Here is a 21,960-nt window from a genome sequence, read left to right as displayed (position 1 = left end):
AAAGTATGGTCAATGATATAAAGATTTACTTTATCATTATTTCAGTGGCAATATCCATTTTGACGCCTGTAATTTTAATCATTTACTGCTATAAAAGGTTTAGGATTTCATTTAAAGTTCTTGCAACAGGTGTATTGATTTTCGTTGTTTTCGCTTTAATTTTAGAGTCATTGCTTCACCAATTTGTATTTAAATACACTGATATTTTAAAATACCCATATGTTTATGCAATATACGGCGCGTGTGCTGCGGCTGTGTTTGAGGAATTTGGAAGACTTATAGGTTTTAAAATACTACTAAAAAAATATCGCGAATGGAAAGATGGCTTAAGTTATGGATTAGGACACGGTGGTGCAGAAGCAGTCATTATTGGCGGCATTAGTAACATAAATAATTTGGTGTATTCATACATGATAAAATCAGGCTCATTAGATGCTTTAAAGGCAAAACTGCCTGCTGCAGCAGTCCAACAAATAAAAAGCTCTATTATCAATACACCGTCGTATATGTTTTTGTTAAGTGGTTTTGAAAGGTTGTTTGCTTTTACAATACAAATAGCGCTTTCAATTTTAGTATTTTACAGTGTGAAAAATAGTAAAATTAAATACTTTATTTATGCGTTGTTACTTCATTTTGCAACAGATATATTTTCTGCATTATATCAATCTAAAGTTGTAAAAAGCATTTTTGCCGTAGAAGCAATCGTCTTTATATTAGCTCTGTTTTCATTTGTGTTTGTTCTCAATTCTAAAAAGATTAGTAGAGAAACATCATAAAAAGTTATTATTTACAATTTGTTCCATATGAAACAATTTAAAAATTAATGTAAAATTTATAATTTAATGCTTGAAATTGAAAATTAATTGGGTAATATTAGAATTGAAGATGATTTTTAGAAAGGAGATGCAATAGTATGGATGCATCGGCAATCTCAATTTTAAACACTGTCTTTATTGGTGTTTTCGCTATTGAAGGTATTTGGTGGATTGTATGGATGGCAATAGCAGCATCAAGAAAGATCATGGCAAATTTCTACTTCATGCTAGTGACGTTCATAATTTGGTGTGGTTTGGATATATATGCGGTAATAAATATGAACGTCAATTTTGCGGTGATTGGCATTGTATTAGTCATCATACCGTTTATAATACTGCCTGGCATGGTAAAGGTAATTACGGAGTACCAAAGGGGAGTCTTGTTTCGATTCGGGAAACTGTCTGGACTTTTAGGACCTGGATTTAATGTCATATTTCCATTTGGAATAGATAGAGTAATAAAAGTAGATTTAAGGACTTTTACAATCGATGTTGCAAAGCAGGAAGTCATTACAAAAGACAATGTTCCTGTAAATGTTGATGCTGTTGTTTACTTTAATGTATTTGATCCTATACTAGCTATAACGAAGGTCGCTAATTACACTCAAAGTACAACGCTCCTTGGGCAAACAACATTGCGCTCAATACTTGGTCAGCATGAACTTGATGAGATGCTGGCAAAGAGAGCAGAGCTTAACGAAAAGCTTAGGGAGTTGTTGGATGAAGCTACGGATCCTTGGGGAATCAAGGTTACTGCAGTGGAGATAAAGAGCATTGAGCTTCCGGATACGATGAAAAGGGCTATGGCAAAACAGGCGGAAGCAGAAAGGGAGAGACGGGCCAAAGTCATTTTTGCGGATGGCGAGTTTCAAGCATCTCAAAAACTTAAAGAAGCTGCTGCTGTCATATCTACAGAGCCTGCGGCATTGCAGTTGAGATACCTTCAGACGCTTCCAGAAATAGCTGCTGAAAAAAATTCTACTATATTGTTCCCTATACCCATAGAGCTTTTTAACGTTTTTACAAAGCTTGTGGAAGATAAAAAGGAAAAGCAATGAACATGATGCTAAGCGGAATCTCGATTGAGGTTCTGCTTTATTTATTAAGCATATAATATTGTTGGAATTAATTCATGAAATGAAGGGATATTATGATTGTTAAAGTTATGACGTACAATATTCATGGTGGAAAGGATATTGAAGGAAATTTGACATTGTACGGGATTTCTAATTTGATTAGAGAAACAGGTGTTGATATTGTCGGGTTGCAAGAGGTTGACGTGTTTTTAAAGCGTTCATATTTTTTAAACGAGATTAAGTATCTGGCAAAAAGGCTTAAAATGCACTATGCTTTTGGACCCAATTTAAGAATTGGGTTTGGATGGTTTGGCAATGGAATACTTTCCAGGTATCCTATTGTAAAGAAAAAGAATCATCACATTTACTCAACAGGTGAAAGAAGGGGTGTATTGACAGCGCTAATACAGCTAAACGAAAACAAAAAAATATGGTTTTTGACTACCCATTTGGGACTTAATCGTAAAGAGAGATTGATGCAGTCACAAGAAATATTGAAGATCGTTTCGAATTTGGAATATCCGGTAATTATGACTGGAGATTTTAATGAGACACCTGGAGAAGATGCTTATTCTACAATAATCAGAGTGCTTAAAGATGCTGTAAATACTCAAAATTCTGCTTTTCACACTTATGTGGATGGATGCGAAAATGTCAGAATAGATTATATAATGCATTCAAAAGGCATATGCGTTGAATCAATAAAGGCCATTGACTCTGCTTTATCAGATCATTTACCGGTAGTAGCTTCTTTAAGGTGGGATTTTTGAAAATGTACTTGACACATAGACAAAAATAAATTATTATTTAAATAACAAGTTATTGCTTTATCACTTTACAAAAATAAAGTAAAATAATAAGAGGTGCTTTGATGAAGAATCTACCTGATGGAGTACAGGATTTTTTGCCTGATGAGTTGAGATTCAAGCGAAACATAGAAAATATATTGAGAAATACATTTGAATTATCGGGATACGAAGAGATAATGCCGCCTACATTTGAGTATCTTGACAACTTTGCTACGACTTCAGGAATTTTTTTCGACGAAAACAATATTTACAGGTTTTTTGATAAAAGAGGAGATCTACTGGCATTAAGGCCTGATGTTACGACACAAGTGGCGAGAATAGCATCTACAAAATACCATGAATATCCGCTTAAATTTTCTTACATCGCTAATGTTTTTAGATATGATAATCCACAAGTAGGTAAAATGAGGGAATTTACACAGGCAGGAATAGAGCTTATAGGTAAAAATCATGAGTATTCTGACGCAGAGTGCATATCTGTTGCGATTGAGGCTCTTAAAAATATTGGGATAAAAGATTTTAAAGTAGATATTGGTCAAGCAGAATTTTTTAAGTCGATACTTTTTGAGTTGAAGCTAACTAAGGAAGAAGAAGACATTTTAAAAGGACTTCTTAAAGACAAGAATCAGTCAGAGATTGAATATTTTTTAAAATACAACAACATTACAGGGCGTAACTATGAATTGGTAGCTAATTTGCCACTTTTCTTTGGTGGTATAGATGTTATAGAAGATGCTAAAGGCGTATATGAATTTGAAAGCGCCATGAAAGCTCTAAACTATCTTGAGAGAGTTTACGACATTTTAAAAGATTTTGGCATGGATAGCTATATTACGTTTGATTTAGGCATGGTTCAAAGTATCGATTATTACACAGGACTAATATTTAGAGTGTTTGTAAAAGACCTTGGTTATGCAATTTGTGCAGGTGGCAGGTATGACAACTTGTTGAAAAATTACGGTAAAGACTTACCAGCTACTGGTTTTGCCATAAGCGTTGAAAGAGCCATGTTAGCGGTTCAAAGCCAAAGCGGCATAACCACTAAAAAGCCTAAGAGGGTGGCAGTGGTTTTTGATGAAAGAAACAGAAAAGTTGCATACGACATTGCGGTGAGATTGAGAAGGCAAGGGAATATAGCTGAACTTGTAAATATGGATAACAGTGAATATGCGAATAGGAAGAAGTTTGATGAGATTATCAAGGCAGGTGTGTAAGATGGATAACATAACAGTAGCGCTGCCTAAAGGGAGATTGGCAGAAAAGTCTTTTGAAGTATTTGCATCATGTGGCATAACTACAAACATTCAAAATGAGATGTCGAGAAAACTATTTATATACGATCATGAAAATAATCTCAATTTTATACTTGTAAAGCCATCTGATGTGCCTACTTATGTAGAGCATGGTGCTGCAGATTTGGGTGTTTGCGGAAAAGATGTGCTTTTGGAATTGAAAAGAGACTGTTACGAGGTTCTTGATTTAGGATTTGGCAGATGTAAAATGGTCGTTGCAGGCCCTTTAAATAAGAAAGATAATTTTTTAAGCAATAAGAGGGTTGCGACGAAATTCCCAGCTATAGCTGAAGAATTTTACAAAAAAAAAGGAGAAAATGTGGAAATCATAAAATTAAATGGTTCTGTAGAATTGGCGCCATTAGTAGGACTGTCTGAAGTCATAGTGGATATTGTAGAGACTGGTACAACCCTTAAAGAAAATGGCCTTACAGTGTATGAAGAGATATTTTCTTCCAGTGCGAGGCTTATCGTAAATAAAGCCAGCATGAAGACAAAAAGTGATAGGGTAAAGGAAATAATATACAAATTAAAAAGTGCCATATAAAGATATGTTTAGGTTTAGTATTGATTTGAAGGAGCTGGTGATAGTGATAGAAATTTACGATTTTAGAAGCTCAATTGATTACAAAGTCATAGAAAAGTTGACTAATAGATCAAAATTAGAAGATAAAAGTATGGAGGACATAGTCTATGAAATAATTCAAAATGTAAAGATGAAGAAAGATAAAGCTTTGTTTGACTACACACTGAAATACGATGGCGTTGAATTAGATGAGAGCACAATAATGGTATCACAAGAAGAAATAGATGATGCATACAGCAAAGTAGATGGCGATTTTTTATCGTCTTTGAGGAAAGCCATAAAAAATATTGAAGATTATCACCAAAATCAAAAGCAAAAGACGTGGATGGATTTTAAAGATGGTGTAGTGTACGGACAGAAGATCAGACCTTTAGAAAGGGTAGGTATTTACGTACCTGGTGGAACTGCTTCTTATCCATCATCTGTCATTATGAACAGCATTCCAGCAAAAGTTGCTGGAGTTGAGGAGATTATCATGGTTACACCCATAAAGGTGGGGATAAGTCCGTTTGTGTTGGTTGCTGCTAATGAAGTAGGAATTAAAAAAATATATAAAATAGGTGGAGCTCAGGCAATTGCGGCATTGGCCTTTGGAACAGAATCTGTGCCAAAGGTGGATAAAATAGTCGGACCAGGAAATATATTTGTTGCAATGGCTAAAAAAGCTGTTTATGGATTTGTAGACATCGATATGGTGGCAGGACCAAGCGAAGTTTTAATAGTGGCTGATGAAAGTGGCAATCCCTCCTATCTTGCGGCAGATCTTTTGTCGCAAGCAGAGCACGATGTTATGGCATCTGCGGTTTTAATCACTACTTCGATTGAGGTTGCAGAGAGTGTAAAGATGGAGATAAAAAGGCAAATTCAGTATCTTGAAAGAAAGGAAATAATAGAAAAATCAATAAATGATTATGGAGCCATAATCGTCGTTGATGACTTAGATGTGGCATTAAGCATAGCAAATGAAATAGCACCTGAGCACTTAGAACTTGTTTTAGAAAATTCATTTGAGATGATAGGAAAAGTAAAAAATGCAGGTGCGGTTTTCTTAGGAGAAAATTCGCCAGAGCCTTTAGGAGACTATATGGCAGGTCCTAACCATGTGTTGCCTACCAGTGGAACATCGAAGTTTTTTTCGCCGCTTTCCGTTGATGATTTCATTAAAAAGATGAGCATCCTCTACTATGACAGAAAATCGCTGATGAAAGTAGCAGATGACATAGTAAGGCTTGCAGAATCAGAAGGGCTTACTGCCCATGCTAATTCCATAAAAGTGAGGTACAGATAATGATATACGATTTGATTAGGGATGAGATAAAGGGTTTTAAGAATTATGATGTCCCCACAATAGAATGTATGTATAAAATGGACGCAAATGAGACCCCTTTTGGCCTTCCTGAAGCTACTATGAATAATCTTCAGGAAATAGTAAAAAGTGCGAATGTCAATAGGTATCCGGACCCTGTAAGCTTAAAATTGAGAGATAAATTAGCGGAATACTGTGGCACAACCAGAGAAAATATCTTTGCAGGGAATGGTTCTGATGAGATAATTCATATATTGATGAATGCTTTTGTCTCAAAGAATGATTGTGTCGTATATCCCGTACCGTCTTTCAGCATGTACAAAGTGTATTCTCAAATAGCTGGTGCAAAAAATGTAGAAGTGGCCTTGAAAGATGATTACAGTTACAATGTCGATGAAATCATAAATACAATAAACATATTTAATCCTAAAATGGTCATTCTATGCAATCCCAACAATCCAACAGGTACTACATTGGATAGAGATGACATAGTAAAAATACTGAAGGTTAACGATGGAATTACGGTTGTTGATGAGGCTTACTATGAATTTTATGGAGATACAGTAGTTGATTTGATTGGAAAATTTGAAAGGCTTATTGTATTAAGGACCCTTTCAAAGGCGTATGGCCTTGCAGGATTGAGAGTTGGATATGCAGTATCAAACTCTGATGTGATTAGCTGCCTTAATATGGTTAAATCACCTTACAATGTAAACAGCATATCGCAAGCAATTGCATTAAGTGTTTTAGAAGAAGGACGAGTTGACGAAAAAGTTGATTACATCAAAAATGAAAGAAAATTTTTACAAGATGGATTAAAGGAAATAGGCAAATTAAAAGTGTATGATTCTAAGGCTAATTTTCTGCTGATAGAATTTGATGATGCCTACTATGTGTACAATAAACTATTAGAAAAGGGCGTACTTGTGAGAAATTTCTCAGGAGACAAAATCCTCTCTAATGCACTTCGCGTGACGATTGGAACGAGAGAGGCAAATAGTTATTTTTTAAAATGTCTTAAGGAGATATTAGTATGAGAGAAGCGGAAATTAGAAGAAAGACAAATGAGACAGATGTATATGTGAAGATAAACATTGATGGGAAAGGAAATTCGTCAATTGATACTGGAATAGGCTTTTTAGATCATATGTTAACTCTTTTTTCGAAACACGGTCTTTTTGACTTGCAAGTGGTTGCAAAAGGCGATTTGCACGTTGATACGCATCATACTGTTGAAGATGTAGGCATAACCTTGGGACAGGCTTTCTTAAAGGCTTTGGGCGACAAGATGTCGATTAAGCGTTACAGTGTTTCATATGTCCCAATGGACGAGGCACTTTTAAGAACGGTGATTGACATAAGCGGAAGGCCATATCTTTATTACAAATTGAGGCTTGGCTCAACATTGCTTGGGAACTTTGAAACGGAAACTGTAGAAGATTTTTTTAGAGCATTTGCGTTTAATTCTTTGATTACGCTTCATGTAGAAATGCTGCATGGTAGAAACACACATCACATAATAGAGGGTGCTTTTAAATCGTTAGGACGTGCATTAGACGAAGCGACAAAAATAGATGACAGAGTAGATGGAGTACCATCAACGAAAGGTTCATTATGATTAAGGCGGTGTTTAAATGATAGGCATTGTAGATTATGGAATGGGTAACTTAAGAAGCGTAGAAAAAGCATTCCAATATATTGGACATGACGCAAAAATCATCGATGATATAAAAGAAATTAAAGATGCTGCAGCGCTGGTATTGCCTGGAGTAGGAGCTTTTCCAGACGCTATGGAGATATTGAATAAAAGAGGAATTTCAAATGCCATCAAAGAAGAAGTGGAAAAGGGAAAGATGCTATTAGGTATATGCCTTGGTATGCAGCTTTTGTTTGATAGAAGCTTTGAGGTTAGGGAGACTGAAGGATTGCACATATTGAAAGGCGAAATATCTGAGATTAAGACAGATTTAAAAGTTCCACATATAGGCTGGAATTCTCTTATCATAAAAAAGTATAATCAACTTTTAAATGGAGTAAAGGATGGAGACAGCGTATATTTTGTCCATTCGTATTATCTTTCAAATAGTGACTCAAATGATATATGTGCAACAGTTGATTATGGAATTTCAATACCTGCTGTTGTATGTAAAGACAATGTATTTTCCTGCCAATTTCATCCTGAAAAAAGCGGTGATGTTGGGCTTAAAATATTAAGGAATTTTGCAGAGATGATATGATTTTGGTTTTTGGAGGGATTTGATGCTTATTATACCTGCTATAGATATAATAGATGGTAAATGTGTAAGGCTTACAATGGGCGATTATGAGACAAGCACAGTGTACTATGAAAAACCTGATGATGCGGCGAAGGCTTGGAGAGATCATGGCGCTAAAAGAATTCACATTGTCGATTTAGAAGGAGCAAAAGAAGGACGCCTTGTGAATTTGCGTTCTATTGAAAAAATAAGAAAAGCATTTGACAAAGAGATAGAAGTCGGTGGCGGAATAAGAAACATTGAAACTGTTTCAGAGCTTTTTAATTTAGGTGTTGATTACATTATTTTAGGCAGTGTAGCAGTACACGATAGGCGACTATTATTAGAGATCACTGAAAAATATAAAGATAAAATTATCGTGGGAATTGATGCAAAAGACGGATATGTCGCTACGAAAGGATGGCTTGAAAAAAGCCACATAAAAGATGATGTACTTGCAAAAGAGATTAAAGGTATAGGTCTTAGTACGGTCATATACACAGACATTAAAAAGGATGGAATGATGGAAGGCCCTAATTTTGACGCAATAAAAAATATCGTTAATAGTCAGTTGAATGTCATTGCTTCTGGAGGAATTGCCACATTGGATGACATACGGAGATTAAAAGACATTGGAGCATTTGGAGCTATAATAGGCAAAGCTCTTTACACAGGCAGAATAAGTTTAAAAGACGCATTGGAGGTCGTACAATGATTTCAAAGAGGATTATACCTTGTCTTGATGTAAAAGATGGACGAGTTGTAAAAGGTGTGAATTTTGTAAATTTGAAAGATGCCGGAGATCCTGTAGACATAGCAGAGGAATACAATAAGGCTGGTGCTGATGAGATAGTCTTTTTAGATATTACAGCGTCTTATGAAAAACGGGATATAATGATAGATGTTGTTAGGAGAACGTCAGAGAAAGTATTCATACCCCTTACTGTAGGTGGAGGAATAAGGACTGTAGATGATTTCAGGCGGATACTGAAGGCAGGCGCTGATAAAATATCAATCAATTCCGAAGCAGTTAAGAATCCAGATCTTATAAAAGATGCCGCAAAGAAGTTTGGCAGCCAATGCGTCGTTGTTGCAATAGATGCCAAAAGAAGGAATGATGGAAAAGGCTTTGATGTGTATATAAATGGAGGTCGTGTAAATACAGGATACGATGTATTAGAATGGGCAAAAAAGGTAGAAAACTTAGGCGCTGGTGAGATTTTGCTTACAAGCATGGATGCAGATGGGACGAAAAATGGATATGATATTGAATTGACGCGAATGGTGGCTGAAAATGTAAGAATACCTGTTATAGCATCAGGCGGTGCAGGCTGCAAAGAACACTTTAAAGAGGTTTTTTTGGAGGCAAAAGCAGATGCAGCATTGGCAGCTTCCCTATTTCACTATGGAGAGCTTGAGATAATTAAGCTTAAAAATTATCTTAAAGATAACAATATACCAGTCAGGATGATTTGATGGAAAGGATCATGTTTATGTACATTGATGAATTGAAATTTGATGAAAACGGGTTGATACCTGCTATTGTTCAAGATTACAAGACAAAGGAAGTCCTTATGATGGCTTACATGAACAGAGAAAGCCTTGAGAAAAGTTTAGAAACTAAGGAGACGTATTTTTTCTCAAGAAGCAGGCAGTGCTTATGGCATAAAGGCGAGACATCTGGCAACATTCAACACATTAAATCTATCAAATACGACTGCGATGGTGATACGATCCTTATAGAGGTTGAAGCGGATGGACCTGCTTGTCATACAGGCAATAGAAGCTGCTTTTACAGAAGCATTTTGAATCTTTCGGATGATGAAAGTGAATCGATTTTAGATAATCTCTACAGAAGGATCGAAGGTAGAAAAGAAAATCCTGTAGAAGGGTCTTACACAAATTACCTTTTTTCAAAAGGATTGAATAAAATTTTGAAAAAGATAGGGGAAGAAAACACTGAAATATTGATCGCATCAAAAGAAGGTGACAAGGAAGAAATAATATATGAAATAGCTGATTATATTTATCACTTGTTGGTTTTGATGGTAGAAAAAGAAATAGGTCTTAAAGATGTGTATGATGAACTTTCAAGAAGGTATTACAAAACAAATGAATTTAAAGAACAACACAAAATGAGAAAAGAGACAAAATAAAGATGCATCGCAAACTTCCATTAAGTAGTTTGCGATGCATCTTTATTTTCGATTTTGTAGACGTTCCAAGGAATCTTGTCTATCAATTTGTTTTTGTATATTGAATCAGCTCCCATAAATATATAATTCAAATTTTGCGTATTTGGAATGTCAATCTTAATCCAGACTACATTTTTGTTAAAGACTGGATTTGAAATTGGGACATTGTAGATGGAGTTTTTAGCCTTTCTGTACTCGTAAAGTTTTCCGCCTATCAATCCTATATCTATTCTTTTTATATCACCGTTGTAAAATAGCCTCATTTCCAAATGATAAGCTACTTTTTTTGATATAGGTGCCAATGACTTCATTCCTACGTAAAGCTCATTTCCTTTGTAGCAAAATGATGCCATCTCAGTGAGGTCTGCGCTTCTGTATATCTCTTGATTTAATACGCCTCCTGCAGGAACTTTAAACAATGTGTACGGCATTTTCGGCTGATTTAAGTTTGGCAGCGTGCTGACATCCTTTATATCTATTACAGGTTTCGTGCCAAAAAGCTCGTTTTGCCTTACAAATCCCATTAAAAATGGTTCCATCACAGCGATTTGAGATTTGTATTTCTTAAGTGCAACTTCCTTCTTATGGATTTCGCTCGGCGTCAATTTAAACACCTGCCATTTTGTATTGCTGTCAGCCATATCAACAGGTGGAAGAAGCGGTCTGTTTGGCTCTAAAAGCCATGGGACAGGCCATTGTGGATGATGAATCAAAAACATATGCTCTCGTACATTTAAGTTCATGGCTACGATGGCATATCTTACAAAATTGCTTACAGCCCAATGATCAGGGTGTACGTCATCTGCCATTGGATAATAAATATCTGTAGGATTGAAAGATTTTATGATTTCTTGTATACAATTTTCAAGATTGTTTCCTGTATATGCTATGCCAGGTTTATACACATTTTTATAGGGGGAAAATGCGGATTTTGTTCCGCCACTGATTCTGGGAATGTTATTGTCCCAAAAATCGCTCCATAAAAAACGAGTGCTACCATCAGCAAAACCCAAAAATACTACATCATTTTTTGGAAGGCCAAGTTCTGCCATTGCAGCTATGCTTTCACTCTGTCTTTGAAGGCCAAGCTTATAAAAATCTGATGGCGTAGGATTTACATGACCGGTAAGTACGGCAGCAGCCTTTTTGTAGCTATCTCCATTTGTAACTATGACTACTTTTACCGGAATGTTTTGGCTTATTGCTCGCTGTATGACTCCCGCCATCCCTAAAGATTCATCGTCAGGGTGTGGTACAATAACAAGTATCCGTTGCCCAGGATTTTTAAATTCCGGCTCCGGCTTTTTTTCCGTAAGATTTGCGAAGGTGGTCTTTAAATTCATAACATATGATACCAATAGCAATAATACAATTATAGTAATTATTAAATATTTCTTCACCTTCATCGTCTCACACCTCCAATTATGTCATAATTGTAGCATATATTTATTAATAATTTGTTAAAAAATTGAGATTTTATGTGAAAAATTTTTTGTAATGTATAACCATAAGCGTAAAATATTATTTGAAAGAAAATTTTTAGGAGGCATTGGCATGATAGTCGATTTTCATTGTGATACGCTGTACTTGGCTGAAAAATACGGAAGAGATATGACGATAAAAAATACTGATGGGCATGTTGACTTAGTCAGATTAGAAGAAGGATTGGTACATCTTCAAGTATTTGCCACTTTTGTTGAACCAGAATTTATGAAAAAAGATGCTGCAGCAAAAACGTTAAAGATGATCGATAAACTGTATCAAGCCATAGAAAAAAGCGACAGAATCAAATTGATTTTAAGTGGTGATGATATTGACGAAGCAAAAAATAAAAACAAATTAGGCGCATTATTGTCAATAGAAGGCGGTGAAGCAATAGAAGGCGATTTGTCTCTCTTAAGAATGTTTTATAGACTGGGTGTGAGAGCTATGACGCTTACTTGGAGCCTAAGAAATGACATAGGTGATGGCGTATTAGGATGCAAAGATTGCGGCATTACGCAATTCGGTAAAAGTGTCGTAAAAGAAATGAACAGGTTAGGCATGATTGTGGACGTATCACATCTAAATGAAAGAGGATTTTGGGATGTTGTAGATTTGTGTGATAAGCCATTTATAGCGTCCCATTCTGATTGTAAAGCTCTTTGCAATCATCCGAGAAATCTAAGTGATAACCAGATAAAGGCTATTGCTGATAAAAATGGCGTCATAGGAATTAATTTGTGCCCTGATTTTTTGAAAGAAGATGGCAATGCTACAATAGAAGACGTACTTGATCATGTGGAATATATTGCGGAATTAATAGGTGCAGAGTATGTTGGATTTGGCTCAGACTTTGATGGCATAGAAAAAACACCTGTTGGGCTTCATGATGTATCGTGCTTTCCCAAGGTACTTGAAGGACTCAAAAAAAGAGGCTTTAACGATGACGAAATAGATTTAATATCACACGGCAATTTCGAAAGAATAATAAAAGAAATCTTACATTGATTATTTTTACAATAAAAAATAGCCCCGATGATTTAATTGGGGCTTGCATATGTTAAAGGGGGAGTCATTGTTTTGACCAAGAATACATTATACATATAATTCAAATAAAAATCAAGAGGTTATTAAAAAATTATTTGATAAATAAATTTTCAGAAGATTATATTTTAGTGTCAACTTTTATACTTTTTTGTTGAACAATTTAGCTTCAGTAATTATAATAAAAATATAGCACTTTATTGCTGTATAGTGAAAATAAAAATTGGAGGTAAGACAATGAATATCGATATTATAAGAGAAGTAGATCCTGAAGTGGCTGATGCAATTTCTAATGAGATCAAAAGGCAGAAAAATAAAATTGAACTGATCGCATCGGAGAATTTTGTAAGCCCTGCAGTCATGGAAGCGATGGGTTCACCGCTTACAAACAAGTATGCTGAGGGGTATCCTGGAAAGCGGTATTACGGAGGTTGCGAGTACGTCGATGTAGTTGAGGAGCTGGCAAGAGAGAGGCTTAAAAAGCTTTTTGGAGCAGAGCATGCAAATGTACAGCCTCATTCTGGCGCTCAAGCCAACATGGCAGCTTATTTTGCATTGATAAATCCAGGTGATACAGTATTAGGCATGAATTTGGCACATGGCGGACATTTAACACATGGCAGCAAAGTAAATTTTTCTGGCAAGTTGTACAACATCATACCTTATGGAGTAAGGGAAGACACAGGCTATATAGACTACGATGAGGTAGAAAGGTTAGCAAAAGAGTACAAGCCAAAGCTTATTGTAGCTGGTGCAAGCGCGTATCCCAGGATAATAGATTTCAAGAGATTTAGAGAAATTGCAGATTCAGTTGGAGCATATTTAATGGTAGACATGGCACACATTGCAGGACTTGTAGCGGCGGGACTTCATCCTAATCCTGTAGAGTATTCAGACGTTGTAACATCTACAACACATAAGACTTTAAGAGGTCCAAGAGGCGGCATAATCTTATCCAAAGAGATTCACGCAAAGGCCATCGATAAATCTGTTTTTCCAGGAGTACAGGGTGGTCCACTGATGCACGTAATCGCTGCAAAAGCGGTATGCTTTAATGAAGCATTAAAGCCAGAATTTAAAGAATATCAAAAGAAGATCGTGAGAAATGCAAAAGCCTTGGCAGATAGCCTTATGGACAGAAAAGTGAACTTAGTTTCAGGTGGTACAGACAATCATTTGATGTTATTGGACTTAAGAGGGACTGGCGTCACAGGCAAGGAATTAGAAAAAAGGCTTGACTATGTAGGAATAACGGCAAATAAAAATGCCATACCAAACGATCCATTAGGTCCTAATGTCACTTCTGGTCTAAGGCTTGGCACACCGGCGGTTACTACGAGAGGCATGAATGAAAGTGACATGGATGTGATTGCTGATATAATCTATAATGTTTTAAAAGATGAAAATTACGTTGATGTAGCTAAAAAGAGAGTAAGTGAACTTCTTGACAAATATCCACTTTATGAATAAGCCTGCAGTTAGGCTTATTTATTTTTACGTGTTTTAGGATTTCTTATGAATGATAGTATCAATGCTATAAGCGGTATGATTATTTGCAGCGGCACATGAATATAAAGCGTCGTCAATTTAAGGCCAATCAGAATGTGAAGTGGGTATGAATCAGCTATTAATATAGATAAGGCGTATACGATAGTGCCCACAGGTATTAGCAAAAATTTATACTCTTTTAAGTTGAAGATCGTCTGTATTGTCTTTATGGCTGCATATGTAAAGACAGTTATTTTTATGACACCTCCTATAACAGTTACTATTGCATAAAATGGGTCAAGATTTCTAAAAGTTCCAAATTTCATTATAAGTGCAAGCTCATAAAATGGGAAATTTGCCCTTGTGGCTTCTGCAACTCCAAGGACTGAAAATATTTCCACTGTGTTTAATGCAAGCCAAAGACCTGTTACTATAACCAATGTAAAGCAGTATTTAGTCAATTTATTTGTGTTAAACTTGAATTCTGGGAACACCATCATAAATGTGATAAGTTCCCCGTATGGAAATGTAAGTATATTTGGGAAAGCAGCTTTTACAACAGGCATAAATCCATTTCCTAAAATGGGGAATATTTTTTTTATAGTTACACAATTTACGCTGAATACGCCAATGAATTGAAAAAATGCCATGATGATAAAAGTAGGCAAAAGGGCGTGTGACGATTTTATCATAACGCTTATGTCGAACATAAGGTAGTAGATGACTACAACTAAAATTGCAATTGAAAAGGCCGATACAGGTGCTTGCTTGTATATGGTGCCTATATTAAGCTCGGCAAAATCTCTTGTGACGCGGGCAGCTATGTACAAGAAGTAAAAGGCGTAAATGGCAGAAAGAACTTTGCCAAATGCCTTTCCAAATGCGGCTTCCAAAATTTGAGGAAGATTTCCATCGTGCATTTTATAAAGGGTTACGTATAAGTAGACCAGTGGCAGTGCAGCGACAGTTGCCAGCAATATGGATATCCATGCGTCTTGCTTTGCAGATGCGCCTAATACAAATAATACAGCACTTCCTAATTCAAATACCAGCATTGCAGAAAAAAGTTCCTTGTACGTTATTTTATTCATTAGTTTCACATCCTAATCTGATATTCTTGCTATTATGTTGTGAACAATTTTGTATTTTTACTCACTTAGTACCATTTTCAAACATAATTTCTATAAAATAAAACAGGTATTTTATTATAGGTATTACCAGCAATGTTGAAACAATGTTAAAAAACATATGGCTATTTGAAATTTGCAAAGATACATTGCCTGGAGTAATAAATTTCAAAAATTTATAGTAATAGTGTGTCAAAGGGAGAAACACGATTGTTCCTATTAGATTAAAAAGCACGTTAAAAATAGCTATTTTCTTTCCTTCTTTGTTTGTGGCTATGCTCATCAATAAAGCTTCAGAACACGTACCTATATTAAGTCCATACACGATGTAGATGGCATTGTACACAGGCATTATTTTAACATTTGCAAGAACTTGAAGCATTGCGATGCAAAATGTGCTGGACTGCATGATAAGTGCCATGATAATTCCAGTTATTATGCCATAAAATGGGTTTTCTGTCATGGCGACAAAATTCTTTATGGCAGAAAAATTTCTAAGTGGTGAAACGGCTATATCGATTATTTTTAGCCCTGCAAAGATAATTCCAAAGCCTAAAAGTATATTGCCTATGAACTTAAGGGTCTTTTGTTTTTGAAATCTGAAAATGGAGCCTAAAAATATCAAGTAAGGTACAGCACTATAAAGGTCAAATGCGTAAAGTTGAACGGCAATCGTTGTTCCAATATTTGCCCCCATTATTATGCCTGCTGCGCTGTACAAGTTTAAAAGTCCCGCATCAGCCATACTGACAGATACTATTGTAATCATGCTGCTGCTTTGCATCATTATAGCCAGAATGAATCCAATAAATATTGATACATATATATTCCCTGTGTATTTTTCAATAAGTGTCTTAACTCTGTGCCTTGAAATGATTTTTAACGATGAAGTTAAGAATAAAAGTCCAAGGAGAAAAACTGCGATGCCTAAAGCTATAAGAAAGATCGTGCTTATCATTTTAACCTCCAGCATTTTTTTAATACATATTTACTTTGATTTTGAAATATTACTACTAAATATGACTTTGTATAAAATGAATTTTTTTCTGGATACTAATTAGTAGTAATAATCATAGAAGGTGATGATATGAAAGCGATAATCATGGCTGGTGGTGAGGGTAGCAGGTTAAGGCCATTGACATGTGGAATTCCTAAGCCTATGGTACCTATGGCTGGGAAGCCAGCTATTTGGCATATTATAAACCATGTTCAAAAGCATGGCATAAATGATGTGGGTGTAACCCTTTTTTATTTGCCTCACAAGATAAAAGATTATTTGTATGAACAATACGGTGACTTGATAAAGTACTATATAGAAGATAAACCTCTTGGGACAGCAGGCAGCGTAAAAAATGCTGCTGAATTTCTTGATGATACATTTGTGGTAATAAGCGGCGATGTGATAACAGATATAGATCTAAAAAAAGCTTATGAATTTCACAAAAACAAGGGTTCGAAAGTGACATTGGTGCTTACAAAAGTAGATATTCCATTGGAATATGGCGTTGTAATAACAGATAATGAGGGAAAGATCGTGAAGTTTTTAGAAAAACCATCATGGGGAGAGGTGTTTAGCGATACTGTAAATACAGGTATTTACATCATAGAGCCTGAGATACTAAATTTCATACCTGAAAACAAGCAATTTGACTTTAGCAAGGATTTGTTTCCAATGCTGCTTGAAAAAAATGTTCCTGTGTACGGATACATCAGCAACGATTACTGGTGCGACATAGGGAATGGGGTTCAATACCTTAAAAGCCACCTTGATCTCCTAAGTGGGAATATCGATCTTGGATTTAAAGATAAGATAATCAAAGATGGGATGATTTTTGGTAAAAATGTGTTTGTATCTCAGAGTGCCAAGCTTGTTCCACCTTTAATAATAGGCGACAGTGTTATTATAGATGATGGTGCAGTAATTGGGCCAAATGTAATAATTGGAAGTGGAAGCTATGTAGGACCTATGTCAACATTAAAAAACAGCGTACTTTGGGACAATGTAAAGATTGGCAGAAACAACGAAATCAGAGGAACTGTATTTTGCAGTGGAGCAATTACCGAAAATAACGTCAGGACTTTTGATAATTCAATAATAGGTGAAAAATCTAAGCTTCAATCGTTTTGTGAGATTAAACCAAACACGAAAATATGGCCCAATAGAATTATATCAACAGGGAATATAGTGGAAAGAGATGTTGTGTGGGGAAATAATGATGAAGCATCATTGTTTGGAGATAGAGGGATAAAGGGGAACTTGTATGATAATCTTGTGCCTGACAATTTGGTAAGATTAGGTGAAGTAATAGGCAGCGTATTTGATGGAGATATACTTGTGGGATGTGTGGATGATTCTTATGCAAGATTGGCTTTAAATCTTTTAAAAGATGGGATAATATCAGCGGGAAGAAAGGTGTACAATGCTCATTCTACCATATTGCCTGCCATGAGGTATTCTATCAAAAAAAATGGATATAAAGCAGGCGTATTTGTAAAAAAATTAGATGAAAAAGCGGTAAATATTATTTTAATAGATGAGAATGGGTGTGATGTTGACAGAAATGTAGAAAAAAAGGTATTGAATAAATACAAGATTAACGATTATAGTATAGCCCATGTTATAAATGACGAAGTTATAGTAGATGTAAACAAGGAGTACGCTGAAAGTTTATCTTTAAATGGCGATTCATTTGAAAATTTAAATGTAAATTTTATTGGTCAGGCCACAAAAAGTTTATTAAGTGTGTTGAATCAAAATCGCAGTTATGAAAAAGCTGTGGCAAATTACGATATAGGCATTAAGATTTCAGATGATGGGGAAAATGTTGAAATTTATGATGATGAAGGATATTTGCTTGATGAAGATGAATTGGATTATTTGAGGATACTTGTCGGTAAGGAAAATGGGAAAAGTAAGTTTATAATACCATTCAATAGCTCTCAGTTTTTAAGTGAAATGTCGAAAGAGCTTGGCATCGAGACGAAGTTTAGTAAAATCTCTCAGAGCGAAAAGATGAAAAGAATGTTTGAGATTGAAAGCAATAATAGTGATGAGAATTCTCAGTTTAACCTTAGTTTTGACGGCATAAATTTTACATTGAGATTAGTTGAATATTTAAGCAAAAACAAGCTTAAATTGTCTGATTTAAAGAAGTCTATACCACAGAGGGTGAAACTAAATAAAGTGATAAACTGCGATTGGAAGGACAAGGGCTTGATAATAAGAAAGTTTTACGAAAAAAAGGATGAAAAATCGATGTTTTTAGATGGGATAAGATTTAATTATGGCGATGCTTGGGTTTTGTTAGTTCCAGATTCAGAGCTGCCTGCATGCAGAATATATTCAGAGGCTCCCACAAAGGAAAAAGCAGAGTCACTTTTAAACAAGTATGTGGAATGTGTGAATGAAATAATAAAGTCTAAAGACAGTTAATAAAAAATTAATGTCTAAAACATTGCAGATGAACCTAAAAATTGATATAGTTAATATTGTGGAATGATCTGCAATGTTTTTATTTTTGCTTAGAATGGTGATAATATGTCAAACAAATACATATCTGCTTCTGAGATAAATCAATACTTGTATTGCCCATATCAGTGGTACTATGAGAAAAAGTACGGACATAAATATATAAATGAATTGAGAGAAAAAAACGGCATAAGGTATGAAGATAGCAACTTTAAAAAAGGCATTGAGTATCATGAGAAATACTATAGAGATATTGTAAGGTTAAAATACAAGAAAATAGCCATTGCCATATTGATTCTCTTGGCTTTGGTAGCTATTGTAATAGGGTTTTTGAAATGATAGTGTTAAATTTTGTTTTTACACTTTTAATACTTTACGTCATCTTGAAGGAGATTGCAGAAAAAAGACCTCCTTATAAGGAGATGAAAAGGACAATCGGTTTCAAAAGAGGAAAGCTTATATACATAGATAAGCAGGAAGAGGTAAAAAAGGACGGCGTTATGTACAGCAAGCTTTTAAAATCTCCCAAATATGGCATAAGTGGAAAGCCAGATTATATTTACGATGTTGGGAATGAATTGATACCGTTGGAGCTAAAAAGTTCAAAAGCCGAAGGACATTCCCCGTTTTTGAAAGATGTGATGCAATTGACTGCTTATTTTTTGATAATAGAAGAAGAATTTGGTAAAAAAGTAAGACGGGGTAGAATCGTCTATCAAAATACGATGTTTGAAGTATATAATACTAAAGATCTTAGAAGAGAACTTATTAAAATTATAAAAGAGATGAGACTTTTAGAAGAAGAAAAGTTTTTCCCTGATGTGGAAGGGGATTTTCTAAAGTGCAGATTTTGCCCATGTAGAGGCACTGTGTGCGAGATATATAAAGGAAGCAAAGTAAAAATCTGATAAGAATACAAAACATCTGAATGCAAAAAATACGTAAGAAGATATTTTTGAAATGAGGATGATAAAATGTTAAAAAAGTTAGGTGTTTTATTTTTTGTCATAGTAGTGGCTTTATCGACAGCGTCTTGCAGCTTTTTAAAAACCAAGAATCCAACAAACGTGGAAAAGAAGTCTGTTCAAAAGCCAAGTGTGAATGTGAAGACAAATAGCAGTGTGGCAAGCAATAATGGGAAAGAAAATTCAGTTAAAAATACTTCTAACGATGTTAGTAATGCTAAGACTGCGGAAAACAACACCGTGAATAACGATGTGTACAGTAATTCTTTGATAAATACACAAGGCCTTGATAATACATTGTACGGATGGGGTATGAGGGTGTTACCTGATCACAAGACGCCTGAGATTACATCGAAAGCTATGAGTCTTATAAAAAAATACGATGGAATATTTACAGGAGACACAACAAAAAAATACGTGTACTTGACATTTGACGAAGGATATGAAAACGGATATACACCAAAAATTCTTGATATATTAAAGGCAAATAATGTAAAAGCGGCTTTTTTTGTAACGGGTCCGTATATTAAAGAGCATGGTGATCTTGTAAAGAGAATGGTGGCTGAGGGACATATAGTAGGCAATCATACGGTAAATCACCCCAGTCTTCCTAAGCTTTCAGATGAAAAAGTTAAAACCGAGATAACTGGTCTTGCTGAAATGTTTAAAGAGCTTACGGGAAAAGATATGCATTATTTGAGGCCACCTATGGGTGAGTACAGCGAAAGGACATTGTATATAGCAAAGTCTTTAGGGTATAAGACGGTGTTTTGGAGTCTTGCTCTTGCTGATTGGCAGCCACTGCCAGGAGGTCCTGATGAAAGCTACAATACCGTTATGGCCAGAATTCATCCAGGAGCAGTAATACTGCTTCATGCTGTCTCAAAAGATGATACGATGGCTCTTGATAGGATATTAAAAGATATAAAAGCGCAGGGATATGTATTTAAGACTTTAGATGATATAAGCGAATAAAGCGAGGGGATAATTTTGAATCATATATTAGAGAGGAAGAATTTTTACATGATGGCTGTTGCGTTCATTTTAAGCTTTGGCGCTATAGCCATCATAATGAAATTTTCGGGGTATCAGGGCTTAAAAGATGTTATGAATATAAATCCTATATACATTGGCATCATGCTGCTTTTTATTTTTTTAAGCTTGATGGTTGATACTTATAGGATAAGGGACTTACTTTTGGCGTTAGGAGAAGATCTAAGCGTTGGATATCTATTTAAGTTCAATTTGGCTACTTTTTTCTTCAGTTATATAACTCCATTTGGTTCAGGTGCACTTCCAATAACTATTTACCTTTTAAACAAAAAAAAGATACCACCAAATAAAAGTCTTATGATTTTTACAGCCAAGATTTTGTTTTCAGGTATTTTTTTCGGCACGATACCTCCTATTCTGCTGATTTTCTTTAGAAAGCAGTTGGAGCTTACGCATGCTTTGTCTATATTTGCTATATTGGTTTCATTTATACTTTTGCTTTTATTGATAGCTCTTGTCTATATAATATTGAGGCCAGCTTTTTTGATCTCTGTAGTGAATTTGATTGCTGGCATAAGGTTTTTCTCAGGTGAAAGGTATAAAAAGTTTTTTGAAAATACAAAAACTGAAATTATTGAGTACAATCACAGATTTAATGAACTTTTCATGGTAAGTTCGGGAGGAAAGCTTTTAATATCACAGCTTTTGTACGCTATGCTTTTTTGGACTTTGTTTTACAGCATTGCACCAATTTTGATGATAGCGATGAACATAAAATTCAACATTTTAGCTGTCATATCAAGGCAAATTATATTTTACGATATTCTTGCTTATAATGTGATACCAAGTGGGGCAGGATTTGTTGAAGTTGGCTTTGCCAGCATATTTTCAAATATTGTACCGCACCATTTGTTAGGAGTATTCATAGGCATATGGAGGTTTTTCACATACTATGTATACTTGATTGCGTCAGGAATAGGATTTTTCTTGATGATGAGAAAAGATAAAGACAAGCCGTTAGGCGCTGAATGATTATTTTAAGTCATTGCGCCTTAAAA

The 21,960-nt window shown here is 35.2% G+C and carries 22 protein-coding genes; 19 read left to right on the top strand and 3 right to left on the bottom strand.

Features of this window, described 5'->3' with window-relative positions:
- Positions 1-5 precede the first annotated feature (5 nt).
- The 12 genes from BVF91_RS04990 to hisIE all read left to right on the top strand — a co-directional run bounded on the left by BVF91_RS04990 (position 6) and on the right by hisIE (position 10,295).
- Positions 6-776, top strand: a complete 771-nt coding sequence (locus BVF91_RS04990; RefSeq protein WP_085112369.1) for a YhfC family intramembrane metalloprotease — start codon at positions 6-8, stop codon at positions 774-776.
- Between the two features lie 137 nt (positions 777-913).
- Positions 914-1,873 carry a slipin family protein gene (locus tag BVF91_RS04985; RefSeq protein ID WP_085112368.1) on the top strand — a complete coding sequence of 320 codons (960 nt, stop codon included), beginning with the start codon at positions 914-916 and terminating at the stop codon, positions 1,871-1,873.
- Positions 1,874-1,965: 92 nt separating this feature from the next.
- Positions 1,966-2,661 (top strand): endonuclease/exonuclease/phosphatase family protein, encoded by a 696-nt coding sequence (locus tag BVF91_RS04980; RefSeq protein WP_085112367.1) that lies wholly within the window; start codon positions 1,966-1,968, stop codon positions 2,659-2,661.
- 101 nt (positions 2,662-2,762) lie between these two features.
- Positions 2,763-3,914: an ATP phosphoribosyltransferase regulatory subunit gene (hisZ, locus tag BVF91_RS04975; RefSeq protein WP_085112366.1), complete on the top strand. Its 1,152-nt coding sequence runs from the start codon at positions 2,763-2,765 to the stop codon at positions 3,912-3,914.
- 1 nt (position 3,915) lies between these two features.
- On the top strand, positions 3,916-4,539 hold the full coding sequence (hisG, locus tag BVF91_RS04970; protein WP_085112365.1) for an ATP phosphoribosyltransferase: 624 nt from the start codon (positions 3,916-3,918) through the stop codon (positions 4,537-4,539).
- Between the two features lie 43 nt (positions 4,540-4,582).
- The gene (gene hisD / locus BVF91_RS04965) at positions 4,583-5,866 is read left to right on the top strand and encodes a histidinol dehydrogenase (protein WP_085112364.1); all 1,284 of its coding nucleotides are present in this window, start codon (positions 4,583-4,585) and stop codon (positions 5,864-5,866) included.
- On the top strand, positions 5,866-6,921 hold the full coding sequence (gene hisC / locus BVF91_RS04960; protein ID WP_085112363.1) for a histidinol-phosphate transaminase: 1,056 nt from the start codon (positions 5,866-5,868) through the stop codon (positions 6,919-6,921). Before hisD ends, hisC begins: the two co-directional genes overlap by 1 nt.
- The gene (gene hisB / locus BVF91_RS04955) at positions 6,918-7,502 is read left to right on the top strand and encodes an imidazoleglycerol-phosphate dehydratase HisB (protein ID WP_085112362.1); all 585 of its coding nucleotides are present in this window, start codon (positions 6,918-6,920) and stop codon (positions 7,500-7,502) included. The genes hisC and hisB overlap by 4 nt, the downstream gene beginning before the upstream one ends.
- 16 nt (positions 7,503-7,518) lie before the next feature.
- The gene (hisH, locus tag BVF91_RS04950; RefSeq protein WP_085112361.1) at positions 7,519-8,121 is read left to right on the top strand and encodes an imidazole glycerol phosphate synthase subunit HisH; all 603 of its coding nucleotides are present in this window, start codon (positions 7,519-7,521) and stop codon (positions 8,119-8,121) included.
- A 22-nt stretch (positions 8,122-8,143) separates the two neighbouring features.
- Positions 8,144-8,854: a 1-(5-phosphoribosyl)-5-[(5-phosphoribosylamino)methylideneamino]imidazole-4-carboxamide isomerase gene (hisA, locus tag BVF91_RS04945; protein ID WP_085112360.1), complete on the top strand. Its 711-nt coding sequence runs from the start codon at positions 8,144-8,146 to the stop codon at positions 8,852-8,854.
- A complete protein-coding gene (hisF, locus tag BVF91_RS04940) occupies positions 8,851-9,615 on the top strand; it encodes an imidazole glycerol phosphate synthase subunit HisF (protein WP_085112359.1) in 765 nt (254 codons plus the stop codon). The genes hisA and hisF overlap by 4 nt, the downstream gene beginning before the upstream one ends.
- Positions 9,615-10,295, top strand: coding sequence for a bifunctional phosphoribosyl-AMP cyclohydrolase/phosphoribosyl-ATP diphosphatase HisIE (hisIE, locus tag BVF91_RS04935; RefSeq protein WP_240495812.1), 681 nt, complete (start codon positions 9,615-9,617; stop codon positions 10,293-10,295). Before hisF ends, hisIE begins: the two co-directional genes overlap by 1 nt.
- Positions 10,296-10,315: 20 nt before the next feature.
- On the opposite strand, the gene BVF91_RS04930 is transcribed toward hisIE, so the two are convergent.
- A complete protein-coding gene (locus BVF91_RS04930; RefSeq protein ID WP_085112358.1) occupies positions 10,316-11,740 on the bottom strand; it encodes a PIG-L deacetylase family protein in 1,425 nt (474 codons plus the stop codon).
- Positions 11,741-11,888: 148 nt separating this feature from the next.
- Between BVF91_RS04930 and BVF91_RS04925 the strand changes: the two genes are divergently transcribed.
- Together BVF91_RS04925 and glyA are read left to right on the top strand one after the other, a co-directional pair.
- On the top strand, positions 11,889-12,824 hold the full coding sequence (locus tag BVF91_RS04925; RefSeq protein WP_085112357.1) for a dipeptidase: 936 nt from the start codon (positions 11,889-11,891) through the stop codon (positions 12,822-12,824).
- 273 nt (positions 12,825-13,097) lie between these two features.
- Positions 13,098-14,330, top strand: coding sequence for a serine hydroxymethyltransferase (gene glyA, locus BVF91_RS04920; protein WP_085112356.1), 1,233 nt, complete (start codon positions 13,098-13,100; stop codon positions 14,328-14,330).
- A 14-nt stretch (positions 14,331-14,344) separates the two neighbouring features.
- On the opposite strand, the gene BVF91_RS04915 is transcribed toward glyA, so the two are convergent.
- A complete protein-coding gene (locus BVF91_RS04915) occupies positions 14,345-15,439 on the bottom strand; it encodes a GerAB/ArcD/ProY family transporter (protein ID WP_085112355.1) in 1,095 nt (364 codons plus the stop codon).
- A 61-nt stretch (positions 15,440-15,500) separates the two neighbouring features.
- The gene (locus BVF91_RS04910; RefSeq protein ID WP_085112354.1) at positions 15,501-16,433 is read right to left on the bottom strand and encodes a Na/Pi cotransporter family protein; all 933 of its coding nucleotides are present in this window, start codon (positions 16,431-16,433) and stop codon (positions 15,501-15,503) included.
- 129 nt (positions 16,434-16,562) lie between these two features.
- Between BVF91_RS04910 and BVF91_RS04905 the strand changes: the two genes are divergently transcribed.
- From BVF91_RS04905 to BVF91_RS04885, 5 genes are all read left to right on the top strand, one after another.
- Entirely contained in the window at positions 16,563-18,908 is a 2,346-nt protein-coding gene (locus BVF91_RS04905) for a sugar phosphate nucleotidyltransferase (RefSeq protein ID WP_085112353.1), read from the top strand.
- Between the two features lie 105 nt (positions 18,909-19,013).
- A complete protein-coding gene (locus BVF91_RS04900; RefSeq protein ID WP_085112352.1) occupies positions 19,014-19,283 on the top strand; it encodes a hypothetical protein in 270 nt (89 codons plus the stop codon).
- A complete protein-coding gene (cas4, locus tag BVF91_RS04895) occupies positions 19,280-19,852 on the top strand; it encodes a CRISPR-associated protein Cas4 (RefSeq protein ID WP_206199024.1) in 573 nt (190 codons plus the stop codon). Before BVF91_RS04900 ends, cas4 begins: the two co-directional genes overlap by 4 nt.
- A 66-nt stretch (positions 19,853-19,918) precedes the next feature.
- The gene (gene pdaA / locus BVF91_RS04890) at positions 19,919-20,884 is read left to right on the top strand and encodes a delta-lactam-biosynthetic de-N-acetylase (RefSeq protein WP_085112351.1); all 966 of its coding nucleotides are present in this window, start codon (positions 19,919-19,921) and stop codon (positions 20,882-20,884) included.
- A gap of 15 nt (positions 20,885-20,899) precedes the next feature.
- The gene (locus tag BVF91_RS04885) at positions 20,900-21,934 is read left to right on the top strand and encodes a lysylphosphatidylglycerol synthase transmembrane domain-containing protein (RefSeq protein WP_240495811.1); all 1,035 of its coding nucleotides are present in this window, start codon (positions 20,900-20,902) and stop codon (positions 21,932-21,934) included.
- The last annotated feature ends 26 nt before the right edge of the window (positions 21,935-21,960 follow it).

It is taken from the genome of Thermoanaerobacterium sp. PSU-2, from assembly GCF_002102475.1.
Classification (GTDB): Bacteria; Bacillota; Thermoanaerobacteria; order Thermoanaerobacterales; family Thermoanaerobacteraceae; genus Thermoanaerobacterium.
This window is presented reverse-complemented; position numbering and strand designations above follow the sequence as displayed.

Bases quoted from the DNA above. Each gene is read 5' to 3' on its own strand.
- hisG (WP_085112365.1), top strand. From the start codon at position 3,916: ATGGATAACATAACAGTAGCGCTGCCTAAAGGGAGATTGGCAGAAAAG.
- BVF91_RS04905 (WP_085112353.1), top strand. From the start codon at position 16,563: ATGAAAGCGATAATCATGGCTGGTGGTGAGGGTAGCAGGTTAAGGCCA.
- BVF91_RS04985 (WP_085112368.1), top strand. From the start codon at position 914: ATGGATGCATCGGCAATCTCAATTTTAAACACTGTCTTTATTGGTGTT.
- hisA (WP_085112360.1), top strand. From the start codon at position 8,144: ATGCTTATTATACCTGCTATAGATATAATAGATGGTAAATGTGTAAGG.
- pdaA (WP_085112351.1), top strand. From the start codon at position 19,919: ATGTTAAAAAAGTTAGGTGTTTTATTTTTTGTCATAGTAGTGGCTTTA.
- BVF91_RS04900 (WP_085112352.1), top strand. From the start codon at position 19,014: ATGTCAAACAAATACATATCTGCTTCTGAGATAAATCAATACTTGTAT.
- hisC (WP_085112363.1), top strand. From the start codon at position 5,866: ATGATATACGATTTGATTAGGGATGAGATAAAGGGTTTTAAGAATTAT.
- BVF91_RS04925 (WP_085112357.1), top strand. From the start codon at position 11,889: ATGATAGTCGATTTTCATTGTGATACGCTGTACTTGGCTGAAAAATAC.
- BVF91_RS04910 (WP_085112354.1), bottom strand. From the start codon at position 16,433: ATGATAAGCACGATCTTTCTTATAGCTTTAGGCATCGCAGTTTTTCTC.
- hisZ (WP_085112366.1), top strand. From the start codon at position 2,763: ATGAAGAATCTACCTGATGGAGTACAGGATTTTTTGCCTGATGAGTTG.
- BVF91_RS04930 (WP_085112358.1), bottom strand. From the start codon at position 11,740: ATGAAGGTGAAGAAATATTTAATAATTACTATAATTGTATTATTGCTA.
- hisB (WP_085112362.1), top strand. From the start codon at position 6,918: ATGAGAGAAGCGGAAATTAGAAGAAAGACAAATGAGACAGATGTATAT.
- glyA (WP_085112356.1), top strand. From the start codon at position 13,098: ATGAATATCGATATTATAAGAGAAGTAGATCCTGAAGTGGCTGATGCA.
- BVF91_RS04915 (WP_085112355.1), bottom strand. From the start codon at position 15,439: ATGAATAAAATAACGTACAAGGAACTTTTTTCTGCAATGCTGGTATTT.
- BVF91_RS04990 (WP_085112369.1), top strand. From the start codon at position 6: ATGGTCAATGATATAAAGATTTACTTTATCATTATTTCAGTGGCAATA.
- hisIE (WP_240495812.1), top strand. From the start codon at position 9,615: ATGGAAAGGATCATGTTTATGTACATTGATGAATTGAAATTTGATGAA.
- hisF (WP_085112359.1), top strand. From the start codon at position 8,851: ATGATTTCAAAGAGGATTATACCTTGTCTTGATGTAAAAGATGGACGA.
- cas4 (WP_206199024.1), top strand. From the start codon at position 19,280: ATGATAGTGTTAAATTTTGTTTTTACACTTTTAATACTTTACGTCATC.
- BVF91_RS04980 (WP_085112367.1), top strand. From the start codon at position 1,966: ATGATTGTTAAAGTTATGACGTACAATATTCATGGTGGAAAGGATATT.
- hisH (WP_085112361.1), top strand. From the start codon at position 7,519: ATGATAGGCATTGTAGATTATGGAATGGGTAACTTAAGAAGCGTAGAA.